16 protein-coding genes are annotated in these 17,868 nt (G+C 54.9%); 14 read left to right on the forward strand and 2 right to left on the reverse strand.

All coding sequences use genetic code 11. The features are described 5' to 3' along the window. From dnaA to gyrB, 4 genes are all read left to right on the forward strand, one after another. Positions 1-1,380 (forward strand): chromosomal replication initiator protein DnaA, encoded by a 1,380-nt coding sequence (dnaA, locus tag ACVV26_RS00005; RefSeq protein ID WP_474799411.1) that lies wholly within the window; start codon positions 1-3, stop codon positions 1,378-1,380. 4 nt (positions 1,381-1,384) lie between these two features. Further along, on the forward strand, positions 1,385-2,485 hold the full coding sequence (gene dnaN, locus ACVV26_RS00010) for a DNA polymerase III subunit beta (protein ID WP_474799412.1): 1,101 nt from the start codon (positions 1,385-1,387) through the stop codon (positions 2,483-2,485). 147 nt (positions 2,486-2,632) lie between these two features. Continuing rightward, positions 2,633-3,706 (forward strand): DNA replication/repair protein RecF, encoded by a 1,074-nt coding sequence (gene recF, locus ACVV26_RS00015; RefSeq protein ID WP_474799413.1) that lies wholly within the window; start codon positions 2,633-2,635, stop codon positions 3,704-3,706. 28 nt (positions 3,707-3,734) lie between these two features. Continuing rightward, positions 3,735-6,149: a DNA topoisomerase (ATP-hydrolyzing) subunit B gene (gene gyrB / locus ACVV26_RS00020; RefSeq protein WP_474799414.1), complete on the forward strand. Its 2,415-nt coding sequence runs from the start codon at positions 3,735-3,737 to the stop codon at positions 6,147-6,149. 132 nt (positions 6,150-6,281) lie between these two features. Here gyrB and ACVV26_RS00025 read toward each other — a convergent pair whose 3' ends face one another. Then, positions 6,282-6,827, reverse strand: coding sequence for a hypothetical protein (locus ACVV26_RS00025; protein ID WP_474799415.1), 546 nt, complete (start codon positions 6,825-6,827; stop codon positions 6,282-6,284). Positions 6,828-7,210: 383 nt separating this feature from the next. Between ACVV26_RS00025 and yidA the strand changes: the two genes are divergently transcribed. The 7 genes from yidA (at position 7,211) to ACVV26_RS00060 (ending at position 14,374) form a co-directional block, all read left to right on the forward strand. Beyond that, a complete protein-coding gene (gene yidA, locus ACVV26_RS00030; RefSeq protein WP_474799416.1) occupies positions 7,211-8,023 on the forward strand; it encodes a sugar-phosphatase in 813 nt (270 codons plus the stop codon). A gap of 271 nt (positions 8,024-8,294) precedes the next feature. Then, positions 8,295-8,984 (forward strand): D-galactonate utilization transcriptional regulator DgoR, encoded by a 690-nt coding sequence (gene dgoR, locus ACVV26_RS00035; protein ID WP_474799417.1) that lies wholly within the window; start codon positions 8,295-8,297, stop codon positions 8,982-8,984. Continuing rightward, on the forward strand, positions 8,981-9,865 hold the full coding sequence (locus tag ACVV26_RS00040) for a 2-dehydro-3-deoxygalactonokinase (protein WP_474799418.1): 885 nt from the start codon (positions 8,981-8,983) through the stop codon (positions 9,863-9,865). Before dgoR ends, ACVV26_RS00040 begins: the two co-directional genes overlap by 4 nt. Next, positions 9,849-10,466 carry a 2-dehydro-3-deoxy-6-phosphogalactonate aldolase gene (locus ACVV26_RS00045; RefSeq protein WP_474799419.1) on the forward strand — a complete coding sequence of 206 codons (618 nt, stop codon included), beginning with the start codon at positions 9,849-9,851 and terminating at the stop codon, positions 10,464-10,466. The genes ACVV26_RS00040 and ACVV26_RS00045 overlap by 17 nt, the downstream gene beginning before the upstream one ends. Beyond that, on the forward strand, positions 10,463-11,611 hold the full coding sequence (dgoD, locus tag ACVV26_RS00050) for a galactonate dehydratase (RefSeq protein WP_474799421.1): 1,149 nt from the start codon (positions 10,463-10,465) through the stop codon (positions 11,609-11,611). Before ACVV26_RS00045 ends, dgoD begins: the two co-directional genes overlap by 4 nt. A 133-nt stretch (positions 11,612-11,744) precedes the next feature. Then, positions 11,745-13,037, forward strand: a complete 1,293-nt coding sequence (locus ACVV26_RS00055) for an MFS transporter (RefSeq protein ID WP_474799422.1) — start codon at positions 11,745-11,747, stop codon at positions 13,035-13,037. Positions 13,038-13,117: 80 nt separating this feature from the next. Further along, positions 13,118-14,374 (forward strand): YidR family protein, encoded by a 1,257-nt coding sequence (locus ACVV26_RS00060; protein ID WP_474799424.1) that lies wholly within the window; start codon positions 13,118-13,120, stop codon positions 14,372-14,374. On the opposite strand, the gene ACVV26_RS00065 is transcribed toward ACVV26_RS00060, so the two are convergent. After that, entirely contained in the window at positions 14,368-14,694 is a 327-nt protein-coding gene (locus ACVV26_RS00065; protein WP_474799426.1) for a YceK/YidQ family lipoprotein, read from the reverse strand. The genes ACVV26_RS00060 and ACVV26_RS00065 overlap by 7 nt on opposite strands. A 303-nt stretch (positions 14,695-14,997) precedes the next feature. Here ACVV26_RS00065 and ibpA point away from each other — a divergent pair, with 303 nt between their 5' ends. The 3 genes from ibpA to ACVV26_RS00080 all read left to right on the forward strand — a co-directional run bounded on the left by ibpA (position 14,998) and on the right by ACVV26_RS00080 (position 17,763). Next, positions 14,998-15,411 (forward strand): small heat shock chaperone IbpA, encoded by a 414-nt coding sequence (gene ibpA / locus ACVV26_RS00070; RefSeq protein ID WP_312985034.1) that lies wholly within the window; start codon positions 14,998-15,000, stop codon positions 15,409-15,411. 107 nt (positions 15,412-15,518) lie between these two features. Beyond that, complete coding sequence (gene ibpB, locus ACVV26_RS00075; RefSeq protein WP_474799427.1) at positions 15,519-15,947, forward strand: small heat shock chaperone IbpB; 429 nt, start codon at positions 15,519-15,521, stop codon at positions 15,945-15,947. 154 nt (positions 15,948-16,101) lie between these two features. Beyond that, positions 16,102-17,763: a putative transporter gene (locus ACVV26_RS00080; RefSeq protein ID WP_474799429.1), complete on the forward strand. Its 1,662-nt coding sequence runs from the start codon at positions 16,102-16,104 to the stop codon at positions 17,761-17,763. Positions 17,764-17,868: the final 105 nt, after the last annotated feature.

Raw genomic sequence — 17,868 nt, forward strand, 5'->3', positions numbered from 1 at the left:
GTGTCACTTTCGCTTTGGCAGCAGTGTCTTGCCCGATTGCAGGATGAGTTACCAGCCACAGAATTCAGTATGTGGATACGCCCCCTACAGGCGGAACTGAGCGACAACACGCTGGCTTTGTATGCGCCAAACCGTTTCGTGCTCGATTGGGTCAGGGATAAGTACCTCAATAATATTAATGGGCTGCTGAATGATTTCTGCGGTGCCGATGCCCCGCTGCTGCGTTTTGAAGTGGGAACCAAGCCCGTGGTGCGCAGTAATGCCATCCCGCCAAGCCAGGCTAAGCCTGCTCAGCTTGCGCCTGCCGCGCCGGCACGTCCGGCCTGGGATAACGTGCCCGCGCCTGCAGAACCGTCATACCGTTCCAACGTTAACGTAAAACATACCTTTGATAATTTCGTTGAGGGTAAATCTAACCAGCTGGCGCGCGCGGCGGCCCGTCAGGTGGCAGATAATCCTGGCGGCGCTTATAACCCGCTGTTCCTTTATGGTGGCACCGGCCTGGGTAAAACCCACCTGTTGCACGCGGTCGGCAACGGCATCATGGCGCGTAAACCCAATGCCAAAGTGGTTTATATGCACTCTGAACGCTTCGTTCAGGACATGGTGAAAGCGCTGCAAAACAACGCCATCGAAGAGTTCAAACGCTATTACCGTTCGGTGGACGCCCTGCTGATTGACGATATTCAATTCTTCGCCAATAAAGAGCGTTCACAGGAAGAGTTTTTCCATACCTTTAACGCCCTGCTGGAAGGCAATCAGCAGATCATTCTTACCTCGGATCGTTATCCAAAAGAGATCAACGGGGTGGAGGATCGTCTGAAATCGCGCTTCGGATGGGGGCTGACAGTTGCCATTGAACCGCCTGAGCTAGAAACTCGCGTGGCGATCCTGATGAAAAAGGCCGACGAGAACGATATTCGTCTGCCGGGCGAAGTGGCGTTTTTTATCGCCAAGCGCCTGCGCTCCAACGTGCGTGAACTGGAAGGGGCGCTGAACCGCGTTATCGCCAACGCCAACTTTACCGGGCGGGCGATCACCATTGATTTCGTGCGTGAAGCCCTGCGCGATTTGCTGGCGCTTCAGGAAAAGTTGGTCACCATCGACAATATTCAAAAGACGGTGGCGGAGTATTACAAGATTAAGGTGGCGGATCTGCTCTCCAAACGGCGTTCCCGTTCGGTAGCGCGTCCGCGCCAGATGGCGATGGCGCTGGCCAAAGAGCTGACCAACCACAGTCTGCCGGAAATCGGCGATGCGTTTGGCGGCCGTGACCATACCACGGTTCTCCATGCCTGCCGTAAAATCGAGCAGTTGCGTGAAGAAAGCCATGATATCAAAGAAGATTTCTCCAACTTAATCAGAACATTATCTTCGTGACGCTATGAAATTTACCGTTGAACGTGAACATTTATTAAAACCGCTCCAGCAGGTTAGCGGCCCGTTAGGCGGCCGTCCGACGTTACCGATCCTCGGAAACCTGCTGTTGCAGGTAACGGACGGGACCCTTTCGCTGACCGGGACCGATCTCGAAATGGAGATGATCGCGCGCGTGGCGCTGTCGTTACCGCATCAGGCGGGCGCGACCACCGTGCCGGCGCGTAAATTCTTCGATATCTGCCGTGGCTTGCCGGAAGGGGCGGAAATCGCCGTCACGCTGGAAGGCGACAGAATGCTGGTGCGCTCCGGGCGCAGCCGTTTCTCGCTCTCTACGCTGCCTGCGGCGGACTTCCCGAATCTGGACGACTGGCAGAGCGAAGTAGAGTTTACGCTCCCGCAGGCCACCATGAAGCGCCTGATCGAAGCCACCCAGTTCTCTATGGCCCATCAGGACGTGCGTTACTACCTGAACGGCATGCTGTTTGAAACCGAAGGCGAAGAGTTGCGTACCGTGGCGACTGATGGTCACCGCCTGGCGGTATGTGCGATGCCGGTTGGCCAACCGTTGCCGAACCATTCGGTGATCGTGCCGCGTAAAGGCGTGCTTGAGCTAATGCGTATGCTCGACGGCGGCGATAGCCCGCTGCGCATTCAGATCGGCAGCAACAATATTCGCGCTCACGTTAACGACTATATCTTCACCTCCAAGCTGGTGGATGGTCGTTTCCCGGATTACCGTCGCGTGTTGCCGAAGAACCCGGACAAACACCTGGACGCGGGCTGTGACCTGCTGAAACAGGCGTTCGCCCGTGCGGCCATTCTCTCCAACGAGAAGTTCCGCGGCGTGCGTCTTTATGTCAGCGAAAACCAGTTGAAAATTACCGCTAACAACCCGGAACAGGAAGAAGCCGAAGAGATCCTCGACGTAACTTACGCGGGCTCCGAGATGGAGATCGGCTTTAACGTCAGCTACGTGCTGGACGTGCTGAATGCGCTTAAGTGCGAGAACGTGCGCATTCTGCTGACGGACTCGGTGTCGAGTGTGCAGATTGAAGATGCAGCCAGCCAAAGCGCGGCTTACGTTGTTATGCCCATGAGACTGTAGTGGAAAATATCGGGCTATCTTACTTGCCATTTTCAACCTGGGCTGTGCTCGCCCCTGTCACGTACTTCGTGTACGCTCCAGGGTCTGCGCGCAGTCCGCGTTGAAACTGGCTGCGCCGATTACGCCCAGGCCCGAAGAAACCCATATATGTCACTGACGCGTCTTCTCATTAAAAATTTCCGCAACATCGAAAGCGCGGATCTCCAACTCTCTCCCGGCTTTAACTTCCTGGTTGGCGCTAACGGCAGCGGCAAAACCAGCGTGCTGGAAGCGATCTATACGCTCGGTCATGGCCGTGCGTTTCGCAGCTTGCAGATTGGCCGGGTGATCCGCCACGAACAGGATGCGTTTGTGCTGCACGGGCGCTTAAAAGAGGGCGAGCGGGAGACCGCCATCGGCCTGACTAAAGACCGTGAAGGCGACAGCAAAGTGCGCATTGACGGCACCGACGGCCATAAAGTGGCGGAACTGGCGCTGATGATGCCGATGCAATTAATTACCCCTGAGGGGTTTACTTTGCTCGGCGGCGGCCCCAAATACCGTAGAGCGTTCCTGGATTGGGGATGCTTCCATAATCAGGCGGGTTTCTTTGTCGCCTGGAGCAATTTAAAGCGGCTGCTCAAGCAGCGTAACGCCGCGCTGCGCCAGGTCACCCGCTACGAACAGCTTCGCCCGTGGGATAAAGAACTGATCCCGCTGGCCGAACAAATCAGCCAATGGCGCAGTGATTACAGCCGCGCCATCGCCGAAGATATGGCAGATACCTGCCAGCAATTTTTACCTGAATTCACGCTTACCTTCTCTTTCCAGCGCGGCTGGGAGAAAGAGAGCGATTATGCCGACGTGCTGGTGCGCAATTTTGAGCGCGACAGAATGTTGACCTACACCGCGCACGGGCCTCATAAAGCGGATTTTCGGATCCGTGCCGACGGCGCCCCGGTAGAGGACACGCTCTCCCGCGGGCAGCTCAAACTGCTGATGTGCGCGTTGCGCCTGGCGCAGGGTGAGTTTTTAACCCGAGAGAGCGGACGCCGCTGTCTCTACCTGATAGATGATTTTGCCTCTGAACTGGATGATGCACGTCGCGGCCTGCTGGCGAGCCGCTTAAAGGCGACTCAGTCACAAGTCTTTGTGAGTGCGATAAGTGCAGAACATGTGATGGATATGGCGGACAAAAATTCGAAGATGTTCGCCGTGGAACAGGGTAAAATAACGGATTAACCCAAGAACTAATGAGCGAGAAACGTTGATGTCGAATTCCTATGACTCCTCGAGTATCAAAGTCCTGAAAGGGCTGGATGCGGTGCGTAAGCGCCCGGGTATGTATATCGGCGACACGGATGACGGCACCGGTCTGCACCACATGGTATTTGAGGTGGTAGATAACGCTATCGACGAAGCGCTCGCCGGACACTGTAAAGACATCGTCGTCACCATCCATGCCGATAACTCCGTTTCTGTAACGGATGATGGCCGTGGTATTCCGACTGGCATTCACCCGGAAGAAGGGGTGTCTGCGGCAGAAGTGATCATGACGGTGCTCCACGCGGGTGGTAAGTTCGACGATAACTCTTATAAAGTCTCTGGCGGCCTGCACGGCGTAGGCGTATCGGTAGTGAACGCCCTGTCCCAGAAACTTGAACTGGTGATCCGCCGCGAAGGTAAAGTTCACCAGCAAACCTACGTACACGGCGTGCCGCAAGCGCCGCTGGCGGTAACGGGGGATACCGAGGCGACCGGGACCCTGGTCCGCTTCTGGCCGAGCCTGGAAACCTTCACCAACGTAACCGAATTTGAATATGAGATCCTGGCGAAACGCCTGCGTGAGCTCTCCTTCCTGAACTCCGGCGTTTCGATTCGTTTGCGCGATAAGCGTGACGGCAAAGAAGACCATTTCCATTACGAAGGCGGCATCAAGGCGTTTGTTGAGTACCTGAACAAGAACAAAACGCCGATCCACCCGAACATTTTCTATTTCTCCACCGAGAAAGACGGCATCGGCGTGGAAGTGGCGCTGCAGTGGAACGATGGTTTCCAGGAAAACATCTACTGCTTCACCAACAACATTCCACAGCGTGATGGCGGTACGCACCTGGCAGGCTTCCGTGCGGCGATGACCCGTACCCTGAACGCCTACATGGACAAAGAAGGCTACAGCAAAAAAGCCAAAGTTAGCGCCACCGGCGACGATGCGCGTGAAGGCCTGATTGCCGTGGTATCCGTGAAAGTGCCGGACCCGAAATTCTCCTCCCAGACCAAAGACAAACTGGTCTCTTCCGAGGTGAAATCTGCGGTTGAGCAGCAGATGAACGAACTGCTGAGCGAATACCTGCTGGAAAACCCGAGCGACGCCAAAATCGTGGTCGGCAAAATTATTGATGCGGCCCGTGCGCGTGAAGCGGCGCGTCGCGCCCGTGAAATGACCCGTCGTAAAGGCGCGCTGGATCTGGCCGGTCTGCCGGGCAAACTGGCAGATTGCCAGGAACGCGACCCGGCCCACTCTGAACTGTACCTGGTGGAAGGGGACTCGGCGGGCGGCTCTGCCAAACAGGGGCGTAACCGTAAGAACCAGGCCATTCTGCCGCTGAAAGGTAAAATCCTCAACGTGGAGAAAGCCCGCTTCGACAAGATGCTGGCCTCTCAGGAAGTGGCCACGCTGATCACCGCGCTGGGCTGCGGCATTGGCCGCGACGAATACAACCCGGATAAACTGCGTTATCACAGCATCATCATCATGACCGATGCGGACGTCGACGGCTCGCACATTCGTACCCTGCTGTTGACCTTCTTCTATCGCCAGATGCCGGAAATCATTGAGCGCGGCCACGTGTATATCGCCCAGCCGCCGCTGTACAAAGTGAAAAAAGGCAAACAGGAACAGTACATCAAAGATGATGACGCGATGGATCAGTACCAGATTTCCATCGCGCTGGACGGCGCTACCCTGCATACCAATGCCAACGCGCCAGCACTGGCGGGTGAAGCGCTTGAAAAGCTGGTGGCCGAGTTCAACGCTGTTCAGAAGATGATCAACCGCATGGAGCGCCGCTTCCCGCGCGCGCTGCTGAAAGAGCTGGTGTACCAACCGACGCTGGCTGAAGCGGATCTGTCTGATGAAGCTAAAGTGACCCGCTGGATTTCCCAGCTGATCACCGTGCTGAACGAGAACGAAACTCACGGCAGTGTATGGAAGTACGATATCCGTGAAAACCAGGAACTGCATCATTTCGAGCCGGTGGTGCGCGTGCGTACTCACGGCGTCGATACTGATTACGTTCTGGATAACGAGTTTGTTATCGGCGCGGAATACCGCCGTCTCTGCACGCTCGGCGAGAAGCTGCGCGGCCTGATTGAAGACGATGCGTTTATCGAGCGCGGCGAACGCCGTCAGCCGGTAGAAAGCTTCGAACAGGCGCTGGAGTGGCTGGTGAAAGAGTCGCGTCGTGGCCTGGCGATCCAGCGATATAAAGGTCTGGGCGAAATGAACCCGGAACAGCTGTGGGAAACCACCATGGACCCGGAAAGCCGTCGTATGCTGCGCGTTACCGTTAAAGATGCGATTGCCGCCGACCAGCTGTTCACCACTTTGATGGGTGATGCAGTTGAACCACGCCGCGCCTTTATCGAAGAGAACGCCCTGAAAGCGGCGAATATCGATATTTAATAGTATCATTAAAAAAAGCCCGGTAGCGAAAGCGTACCGGGCTTTTATATATTTATAATAATGAAACTATAATTAACAGGTTGTTTTTTGCTGAGCTATATTAAAAATAAATATTTTCTAATCTCTCAGATATTACTCCAGAGACATTTGGGATGGAGTATAACCAACGATCCCAAAAAATTTAATAGCAAAATTTTTCCCTGCATCTGGAGATGGCGGCCACGGTGTATCATTAAAGATGTCGTAAGCCGCTGTAGGCATTGCGGACATAATAACAGTAACTGTTGCAGTGATCTCACTCGTAGACGTAGCAGAATATTTTGCTGATATTTGTGTATTAATAGGGTTACCCTTCTCATCCAGGAAATATTGCCCAAGTGATACATCAAATGTCGAGTATTGGCTAATGCCTGACATACTTGTAGTATGCTGTGGATTTTTAAGCGTCATGGTATCACGAAGCAAAATAGATCCATCGGGAAACGTTTTGACGGGATTAAAAAGAGCCCAGAGTGTACCCGCAGTAAACTTAGGAATAATACGGTGCGTACCAGAGAGATAAACACCGGTAGCATCTACCGATAAAATATTTGACTGCGCTGTTGAAACCTTTACTTTTAACGGGTTATTTGCTGTCCCTTCACCATCAAGGGAAATATCATGTTCAATTTCTGCCATTTTTAAATCCTTACATTATAAATAATGATTTATAGTGAATGTATTTTCAACTGTAATAAACATAAGCGATTTACTGTATTGAGGTTTAGCTTATCTCTCATGTAAATTACAAAACCCACTTTACGGTAAAATAAAAAATGGAGGGTTCAATCGTTGCAGAGGATAGGGTTAAATTTTGTTATATATAAATGATCAATATTCTATTTCTCAGTAAGCGAAAGTAACCATTGATAAGACCTGTCACCTCAAATGCAAATCATCATCCCTGTCAGCAAAAGAGGAATCTGTGCTGTATTCCTGTCCCCCTTTATCCCTTCTTCCCTGCTGTTTTTTGAGCGGAATCGCGTTAGCATGAACCAAACCCACTACCTCAAAAGAACCCTATGACGATAAAACTCATCGCAATTGATATGGACGGCACGCTTTTGCTGCCCGATCACACCATTTCGCCCGGTGTTAAAGACGCTATCGCAAAGGCGCGCGCGCAGGGCGTCAACGTGGTTCTCACCACTGGCCGCCCTTACGCAGGGGTTCATAGCTATCTGAAAGAACTGCACATGGAGCAGCCGGGCGACTACTGCATCACCTACAACGGCGCGCTGGTGCAAAAAGCCAGCGACGGCAGTACCGTGGCGCAAACGCCGCTGAGCTATGACGATTATCGTTATCTGGAAAAACTCTCCCGCGAAGTCGGCTCGCATTTCCACGCCCTCGACCGTAACACGCTGTACACTGCCAACCGCGATATCAGCTACTACACGGTGCATGAATCCTTTGTTGCTACCATTCCACTGGTGTTCTGCGAAGCGGAGAAAATGGACCCGAACATGACATTCCTGAAAGTCATGATGATCGATGAGCCTGCGGTGCTCGACAAAGCCATTTCGCGCATCCCGGCTGAAGTGAAAGAAAAGTACACCGTGCTGAAAAGCGCGCCGTACTTCCTGGAAATCCTCGATAAACGCGTCACCAAAGGCACCGGCGTGAAATCGCTGGCGGATGCGCTGAATATCAAGCCGGAAGAGGTGATGGCGATCGGCGATCAGGAAAACGATATTGCGATGCTTGAATACGCCGGACTCGGCGTGGCGATGGGTAACGCGATTGATTCCGTCAAAGCCGTGGCGAATTTTGAAACCAAAACCAACCTTGAAGACGGCGTGGCCTACGCCATTGAGAAGTTCGTCCTGCAATAACCGCCTCGTATCCCGCCGCCTGGCGCTCTCCCGGCGGCCTGTCTCTCTGACGCTTTTCCTTCCCCTTCTATGAATCGCCTGCTGATGTCCCGATCCACTCTCGATCGCGAATTGTTGTTTTTGTGATCTAAATTGTAGTACAACAATGTAATGTTGTACTACATTGTTGTTGTCATCATGGCAACTTGCTTCACGTTTGTACTTCAAAATTGAGGCGGAAACCGACGGTCACGGTAAAGTAAAGGGATGTGTGGATTACCAGGGAAAAGCCATGACACTGACCAAAACCGATCGCATCGCGATTACGTTGGGCCGCCAGATTGTGAGCGGTAAATATGTACCGGGTGCGGCGCTGCCCGCAGAAGCGGACCTGTGTGAGGAGTTCGAAACCTCGCGCAATATCATCCGAGAAGTGTTTCGCACGTTGATTGCCAAACGGTTGGTAGAAATGAAGCGTTACCGGGGGGCGTTTATCGCGCCGCGTAACCAGTGGAACTACCTCGATACTGAGGTGCTGCAATGGGTGCTGGAAAACGACTATGACCCGCGCCTGATTAGCGCCATGAGCGAAGTGCGAAACCTGGTGGAACCGGCCATCGCCCGCTGGGCCGCCGAGCGCGCCACCTCAAGCGATTTGGCGCAAATCGAAGCGGCACTGAATGACATGATCGCCAACAATCAGGATCGCGACGCCTTTAACGAGGCGGATATTCGCTATCACGAGGCGGTGCTGGCCTCGGTGCATAACCCGGTTTTGCAGCAATTGAATGTGGCGATCAGCTCATTGCAGCGCGCAGTATTTGAACGGACCTGGATGGGCGATGAGGCCAACATGCCGAAGACCCTTCAGGAGCACAAAGCGTTATTCGACGCCATCCGTCATCAGGACGGCAACGCGGCCGAACAGGCGGCGCTGAATATGATCGCCAGCTCTACACGCCGGCTTAAGGAAATCACATGACATCTCGTTATATCGCTATCGACTGGGGGTCAACCAATCTTCGCGCCTGGCTGTACCAGGACGGAGAATGCTTCGATAGCCGACAATCTGCCAGCGGCGTCACCCGGCTGAACGGCCAGACGCCGGAAGCGGTGCTAAATAGCGTTACCGAAGGCTGGCGCGAGGCAAATACGCCGGTTCTGATGGCCGGGATGGTCGGCAGCAATGCCGGGTGGATCAACGCGCCCTATCTGCCTTGCCCTGTCGCATTTAACGCGATTGGCGATCAGCTTACCGCCGTTATCCCCAACGTGTGGATTATTCCCGGCCTGCGCGTGGACCGTGACGATAACCATAACGTGATCCGTGGTGAGGAGACCCAGCTTATCGGCGCAGCCGCATTAGCGCCCGCATCGCTGTACATCATGCCGGGCACCCACTGCAAATGGGTGCAGGCCGATGCTGAACGCATACTCGATTTTCGCACCGTGATGACCGGTGAACTGCATCACCTGCTGCTCTCCCATTCGCTGGTGGGCGTCGGCATTGGCGAACAGCAGGAGGATCTTGCCGCGTTTGACGCCGGCCTGGAGCAGGGTATCCATGATGACGCCATCATCACGCGTCTGTTTGAGGTCCGTGCCTCCCACGTTCTCGGCACGCTGCCGCGCGCCCACGTCAGCGACTTTCTTTCCGGGCTGTTGATTGGCAACGAGGTGGCCACGCAGCTGCGCCACTATCAACCCGCCAAAGCTGAGCCCATCACTCTGGTCGCCAATCTTAAGCTGTGCGCCCGCTATCAGCGCGCTCTGGCGCGGCTGGGATTTACCGCCCGCACGCTTGAAGGCGACAACGCTTTTCAGGCAGGTATAAGGAGCATTGCCCATGCGATGGCAAACTGAACTTCCCCTCATCGCGATTTTACGGGGTATCACCCCGGAGGAAGCCCCACAGCATGTGGGTGCGATTATCGCCGCAGGTTTTCAGGCAGTAGAAATTCCACTTAATTCGCCGAACTGGCAGCAGAGCATCCCTGCGATGGTGGAAATGTATGGCGATAAAGCCCTGATTGGCGCAGGCACGGTGACGCAACCGGAGCAGGTGGTCCAGCTGGCGCAGATGGGCTGCAAACTGATCGTCACGCCAAACATCAACGCTGGCGTCATCCAGCGCGCGGTGGAATACGGCATGACCGTTTGCCCCGGCTGCGCCACCGCCACGGAAGCGTTCGCGGCGCTGGATGCGGGCGCGCAGGCGCTGAAAGTATTCCCGTCTTCGGCCTTTGGGCCTGAGTACATCAAAGCGCTGAAAGCCGTATTGCCTGCTGATGTACCGGTGTTCGCCGTTGGCGGCGTCACCCCCGAGAACCTGGCGCAGTGGCTGGACGCGGGGTGTATCGGCGCGGGTCTTGGCAGCGATCTTTACCGGGCAGGGCAGCCGCTCAGCCGTACCGAGGAACAAGCACAAGCATTTATTAATGCGTATCGAGAGGCAGTGAAATGAAAATAACCAAACTCACCACATACCGCTTACCACCCCGCTGGATGTTCTTAAAAATCGAAACCGATGAAGGCATTGTTGGCTGGGGCGAACCGGTGATTGAAGGCCGCGCCCGCACGGTTGAGGCAGCGGTGCATGAACTGGGTGAAATGCTGATTGGCCAGGACCCGGCGCGTATCAACGACCTGTGGCAAATTATGTATCGCGGCGGATTTTATCGCGGCGGCCCGATTTTAATGAGCGCCATTGCCGGTATCGATCAGGCGTTATGGGATATTAAAGGCAAAGTATTAAATGCCCCGGTATGGCAGTTAATGGGTGGCCTGGTGCGCGATAAAATTAAAGCCTACAGCTGGGTTGGCGGCGACCGTCCGGCGGAAGTGATTGCCGGTATTGAAACACTGCGCAAAATTGGCTTCGACACTTTTAAATTAAACGGCTGCGAAGAATTAGGCATTATTGATGACTCCCGCAAAGTCGATGCCGCCGTCAACACTGTGGCGCAAATTCGTGAAGCCTTTGGCAATACCATCGAATTTGGCCTGGATTTTCACGGTCGCGTCAGCGCGCCGATGGCGAAAATATTAATTAAAGAACTCGAATCGTACCGCCCGTTATTTATTGAAGAGCCGGTGTTAGCCGAGCAGGCGGAATATTATCCGCGCCTGGCTGCCCAAACCCCTATTCCGATTGCCGCAGGCGAACGCATGTTCTCGCGCTTTGAGTTTAAGCGGGTACTGGAAGCGGGCGGCATTGCTATTCTGCAACCGGATCTGTCCCACGCGGGCGGTATTACCGAATGCTTTAAAATCGCCGGGATGGCAGAAGCTTACGACGTCGGCCTGGCGCCGCACTGCCCGCTCGGCCCGATTGCCCTGGCGGCGTGTCTGCATATCGACTTTGTTTCCCGCAATGCCGTGCTACAGGAACAAAGTATGGGCATCCATTATAACCAGGGCGCAGAACTGCTCGATTTCGTTAAAAATAAACAAGACTTCGCAATGGACGGCGGTTATTTCCAACCGTTAATGAAACCAGGGCTCGGTGTGGAAATCGACGAGGAGCAGGTTATTGCACGCAGTAAAAGCGCAACTGATTGGCGAAATCCATTATGGCGACATGCCGATGGCAGCGTCGCGGAGTGGTAATGACGCGCTCAGCGAAAGTGAAATAAAAACGCCTCAGTAATAGCCGTAAAAAAATAATTCGATACATCACCCTCTGTATTTCACAGGGCATGGTGAGGGTCCTCGTCATGCCAAAATCTGGAGACAGAACATCATGGATATTTCCGTATCTGCGGCAAAACCTACGCGCCGCCGCTACCTGACGCTGGTCATGATCTTTATTACCGTCGTGATTTGTTATGTCGACCGCGCCAATCTGGCGGTGGCTTCTGCCCATATTCAGGAGGAATTCGGCATTACCAAAGCGGAAATGGGCTACGTCTTTTCCGCCTTCGCCTGGTTATATACCTTATGCCAGATCCCCGGCGGCTGGTTTTTAGATCGCGTCGGGTCGCGCTTAACGTATTTTATCGCCATTCTCGGTTGGTCGGTGGCGACCCTGTTTCAGGGTTTCGCGACGGGATTATTATCGTTAATAGGTTTACGCGCCATCACGGGCATATTTGAAGCGCCAGCGTTTCCTACCAATAACCGCATGGTGACCAGCTGGTTTCCGGAACATGAGCGTGCTTCGGCAGTGGGCTTTTATACTTCCGGGCAGTTTGTCGGCCTGGCATTCCTGACGCCGCTGCTCATCTGGATCCAGGAACTGCTGAGCTGGCACTGGGTGTTTATTGTCACCGGCGGGATCGGCATTATCTGGTCGTTTATCTGGATAAAAGTCTATCAGCCGCCGCGTCGTAGCAAAGGCGTTAACCAGGCGGAACTGGAGTACATCCGCGACGGCGGCGGTCTGGTGGATGGCGATGCCCCGGCAGAGAAAAAATCGCGCACGCCGCTGACCCGTGCCGACTGGAAACTGGTTTTCCACCGCAAATTGTTGGGCGTCTATTTAGGCCAGTTTGCCGTAACCTCGACGCTGTGGTTTTTCCTGACCTGGTTCCCGAATTACCTCACCCAGGAAAAAGGCATCACCGCGTTAAAAGCCGGGTTTATGACAACGGTGCCGTTCCTGGCGGCGTTTTTCGGGGTGCTGTTATCAGGTTGGGTCGCCGATCGGCTGGTGCGGCGTGGGCATTCGCTGGGCGTGGCGCGTAAAACGCCGATCATTTGCGGGCTGCTCATTTCCACCTGCATTATGGGCGCAAACTACACCAACGATCCGGTGTGGATTATGGCGCTGATGGCGCTGGCGTTCTTTGGCAACGGATTTGCATCCATCACCTGGTCGCTGGTTTCCTCACTCGCGCCGATGCGTTTGATTGGCCTCACGGGCGGAGTGTTTAACTTTGTCGGCGGCCTGGGTGGGATTACGGTACCGCTGGTGGTGGGCTATTTAGCGCAGGGCTACGGATTTGCGCCAGCGCTGGTGTATATCTCAGCGGTCGCGCTGATTGGTGCCTGCTCGTACATTTTGCTGGTTGGCGATGTAAAACGGGTCGGTTAATAAAACCAGACGCCTGCCATCGGGCGTCTGGTTTTTAGCGTATTATGATGGGCATTACCGTTATCCGAACGAGCCTGTCTATGAAACAACTCACGTTTGCCCCCCGCAATCATCAACTCACCAACATCAATACCTGGACGCCAGACAGCCGCTGGCTGGCGTTTGACGTGCGTCCGTCCGGGGCATCTTTTACCGGTGAAACCATAGAACGGGTTAACGTCGAGACGGGAGATGTTGAGGTACTCTACCGGGCGACCCAGGGCGCGAATGTCGGCGTGGTGACGGTGAACCCGCAGAAAGCGCAGTACGTGTTTATCCACGGCCCGGAAAACCCGGACGCAGACTGGCAGTATGATTTTCACCATCGTCGCGGCGTGGTGCTGGAAAATGGCATCGCGCAGAACCTGGATGCTATGGATATTACCCCGCCGTTTACCCCCGGCGCGCTGCGCGGCGGCAGCCACGTCCACGTATTCAGCCCGGACGGTGAATGGGTAAGTTTTACCTATAACGATCATGTACTGCATGAGTATGACCCGACGCTGGATTTACGTAACGTCGGCGTGGCGCTGCCTTTCGGCCCGGTGACGCCGCCCTGCGTTCATCCACGCGAGTATGCCGGGCAATACTGGTGCGCGCTGGTCAGCCGTACCACGCCAGAGCCGACTCCAGGCAGCGATGAGATCAATCGCGCCTATGAAGAGGGCTGGATTGGCGAGTGCGGGTATCGCAAGCCAGATGGCAGTACGCAGCGCCGGGCGCTGGCGTTTATTGGCGATACGCGCAGCGTGACGGGTGAGAAAGTCCCCGAGCTGTTTATCGTTGATTTGCCGGAGCACGAAGCCGGCTGGAAACAGGCAGGTAATGCGCCGCTCGAAGGCACCGGCACCACGCTACCCGCGCCGCCAGCGGGCGTGATCCAGCGGCGATTAACCTTTACGCACTCGCGCGCCTGGCCAGGCCTGGCGACCAGCCCACGCCACTGGGTGCGCAGCAATCTGCAGGGTGATGCCATTGCCTTTTTAATGCGGGATGAGCAGGGCGTGGCGCAACTGTGGCTGATCTCGCCAAACGGCGGCGAACCGCAGCAGCTCACCACTGGCGACGCGGGTGTGGAATCGGCGTTTAACTGGCACCCGGGCGGTGAATGGATCGGGTTTATTCAGCAGGGTAGCGTGGTGCTGTGCCACGCTAAGACCGGCGCGATTACGCCGCTCACCCAGCAGCATTCGCCTTCTGGCGACGCTGTGGTCTTTTCACTGGACGGGAAAAATGTCGCCTGGATGGCGCACAAAGACGGTTATCAGCAGCTCTGGATGGTGGAAACCGGTCACTGATAGTTTGCCGGAGGGATCACGCTGTTAACGGCGTGATTCTTCTGCTCGCTCTCTTCAACCCGCGACTTCACCGATTTGTCGGTACGGAAGATATCCCAGGGCAATAACACCGTGTCCATCACCACGGTAAAAGGCAGATCCAGGGCAATCAGTGGCTTAAATCCCCAACTGATACTGTCATCACCCAGGTGCTCGGCGCTGGTGCGCGTTCCCGGATAGACACCTTTCTCGCCGCCGCCGGTGTGGGTCATTACGCTGGAGCAGCCGCTCAGTAGCGTAAGCACGCAGCCGATCATCAAAATCCGTATACATATTTTCATTGTCATTTTTACTTTATGTTGTGGCAACGCGTCGATTAAGGAATGAGGCTTCGCTTCCTCAAAAATTCACTGCCGTGACAATTTGTTAGGGTGGCTTTGCCTTTTTATCCCCTTCGCTTAAACCAGTCTACGCAAAGAAACGTAAACCAACAAAAAATCATCTGCTTTTACTCTTGAAATGGCGACAAGCACCACCATTTTACAGATACAGTCATCAAAGACGTGCCGACAGGACGTTTTGACTTACCGCCTGTCCCGACGGGAAGGCAGACAATTTCTCGCTGATTTCAGGAGCTTATTTTTATGCGTAATTTCGATCTCTCCCCGCTTTACCGTTCCGCGATTGGTTTTGACCGCCTGTTCAACCTGCTGGAAAACAACCAGAGCCAAAGCAACGGCGGCTACCCTCCGTATAACGTAGAGCTGGTTGACGAAAACCATTACCGCATTGCGATTGCTGTCGCCGGTTTTGCCGAAAGCGAACTGGACATCACCGCCCAGGACAACATGCTGGTGGTGAAAGGCGCGCACGCAGCCGAACAGAAAGAGCGTACCTATCTGTATCAGGGTATCGCCGAGCGCAACTTCGAGCGCAAATTTCAGCTGGCTGAAAACATCCACGTTCGCGGCGCGAACCTGGTCAACGGCCTGCTGTATATCGATTTAGAACGCGTTATTCCTGAAGCGAATAAACCGCGCCGTATCGAAATCAACTAATTCCCTGGGCCGCGCCGCGCGGCCTTAATCCCCGTGCTTGCCGATTGGGAGCACACTGCGAGCCTGAGCTTGCAGGTATTCACTCGCTTCTATGAAGGAGAACAACCATGCGTAACTACGATTTATCCCCGCTTCTACGCCAGTGGATTGGTTTCGACAAACTGGCTAATGCACTGCAAAGCACCGCAGAAACCCAGACGTTTCCTCCGTATAACATCGAAAAAAGCGATGACAACCACTACCGCATTACCCTGGCGGTGGCCGGGTTCCGCCAGCAGGATTTAGATATCCAGCTGGAAGGCACGCGCCTGACCGTGAAAGGTACGCCAGAGAAACCGGAGCAGGAGCCGAAGTGGTTGCATCAGGGATTAGTGACTCAGCCGTTTAACCTGAGCTTCACCCTGGCCGAGCATATGGACGTTTCCGGTGCCATCTTCAACAACGGTCTGCTGCATATCGACCTGGTGCGCCATATCCCGGAAGCCATCGCGCCGCAGCGTATCGCCATCAGCGAACGCCCCGCGCTGAATAGCTAAAACGTACCACGCGCTCCCCACTTCGGGAGCGCATCTCTCCGAACTACCCCGATCGTATTACATCCCCCCGTAAATTGTGCGCTAACCCCCATTCATTCCGCTATAGCTCTGCCAGAATCCCCAATAACAAGGGTGTGTTACACAGGGAACCGGTATGAGTGAGATAGCGTTAACCGTCTCTATCCTGGCACTGGTAGCGGTGGTAGGGTTATGGATCGGCAATGTCAAAATTCGCGGGGTCGGGCTTGGCATCGGCGGCGTGCTGTTTGGCGGTATCATCGTCGGTCATTTTGTCGAGCAGGCCGGGATTGGCCTTAACGGGCATATGCTGCATTTCATCCAGGAGTTCGGGCTGATCTTGTTCGTGTATACGATAGGCATCCAGGTCGGGCCGGGCTTTTTCTCCTCGCTGCGCGTTTCCGGGCTGCGGCTTAATCTGTTCGCTATTCTGATCGTGGTGCTTGGCGGCGTGGTCACCGCTATTCTGCACAAGCTTTTCGATATTCCATTACCGGCGGTATTGGGTATTTTCTCCGGCGCAGTGACCAACACCCCCGCGCTGGGCGCAGGGCAGCAGATCCTCACCGATTTGGGCACACCCACCGCCATCGTCGATCAGATGGGGATGAGCTACGCTATGGCTTATCCGTTCGGTATTTGCGGCATCCTGATGACCATGTGGCTGATCCGACTGGTATTTCGCATTAACGTTGATAGCGAAGCCGCCCAGCACGACGCCAGCAATGGCTTTAGTCACGCCCAACTGCACACCATTAATATTCGCGTCGAAAACCCCAACCTCAATATGCTGGCGATTCAGGATGTCCCGATCCTCAACAGCGACACCATTATCTGCTCGCGGTTAAAACGTGAAGATGTGCTGATGGTGCCATCGCCGACTACCGTGGTTCAGATGGGCGATTTGCTGCACCTGGTGGGGCGCGAAAACGATTTGCACAACGCCCAACTGGTGATTGGCAAAGAAGTGGATACCTCACTGTCGACTCACGGCACCGAACTGCGCGTTGAGCGCGTGGTGGTAACCAACGAAAAAGTGTTCGGCAAGAAAATCCGCGATCTGCACTTTAAACAGCGCTATGACGTAGTGATCTCGCGGCTTAACCGCGCCGGGGTCGAACTGGTGGCGAGCAGCAACGCCAGCCTGCAATTTGGCGATATTTTGAACCTGGTCGGGCGTCCGGCGTCTATCGACGCGGTGGCGGCGGAGGTGGGTAACGCCCAGCAAAAATTGCAGCAGGTGCAAATGCTGCCGGTGTTTATCGGCATTGGGCTGGGGGTGTTATTAGGATCCATTCCGTTGTTTATCCCCGGTTTCCCGGCGGCGCTACGGCTGGGCCTGGCGGGCGGGCCGTTGATTATGGCGCTGATCCTGGGGCGGATCGGCACCATCGGCAAGCTGTACTGGTTTATGCCGCCCAGCGCCAACCTCGCCCTGCGCGAACTGGGGATTGTGCTGTTTCTGTCGGTGGTAGGGCTGAAGTCCGGCGGCGATTTTGTTGATACACTGCTGGCCGGTAGTGGGGTTAGCTGGATTGCCTATGGCGCGGTTATCACCGCCGTGCCGCTGCTCACCGTCGGTTTACTGGCGCGAATTTTCGCCCGCATGAACTACCTGACTCTGTGCGGGATGCTGGCAGGCTCAATGACCGATCCGCCCGCGCTGGCGTTCGCGAACAACCTTCACGCGACCAGCGGCGCAGCGGCGCTCTCTTATGCCACGGTTTATCCGCTGGTGATGTTTTTACGCATCATCACGCCGCAATTGCTGGCGGTGCTGTTCTGGGGAATGGGATAACATTGCGTCTTTCCCCCTCAAAAACCGGCGTTAACAGCGCCGGTTTTTTTATCGATAAAATAATGCCAGGCTATAAAAGATTTCCGGCTCCGTCATGCCGGGCAT

The sequence above is a fragment of the Atlantibacter sp. MEI4A-1023 genome (genome assembly GCF_056155425.1).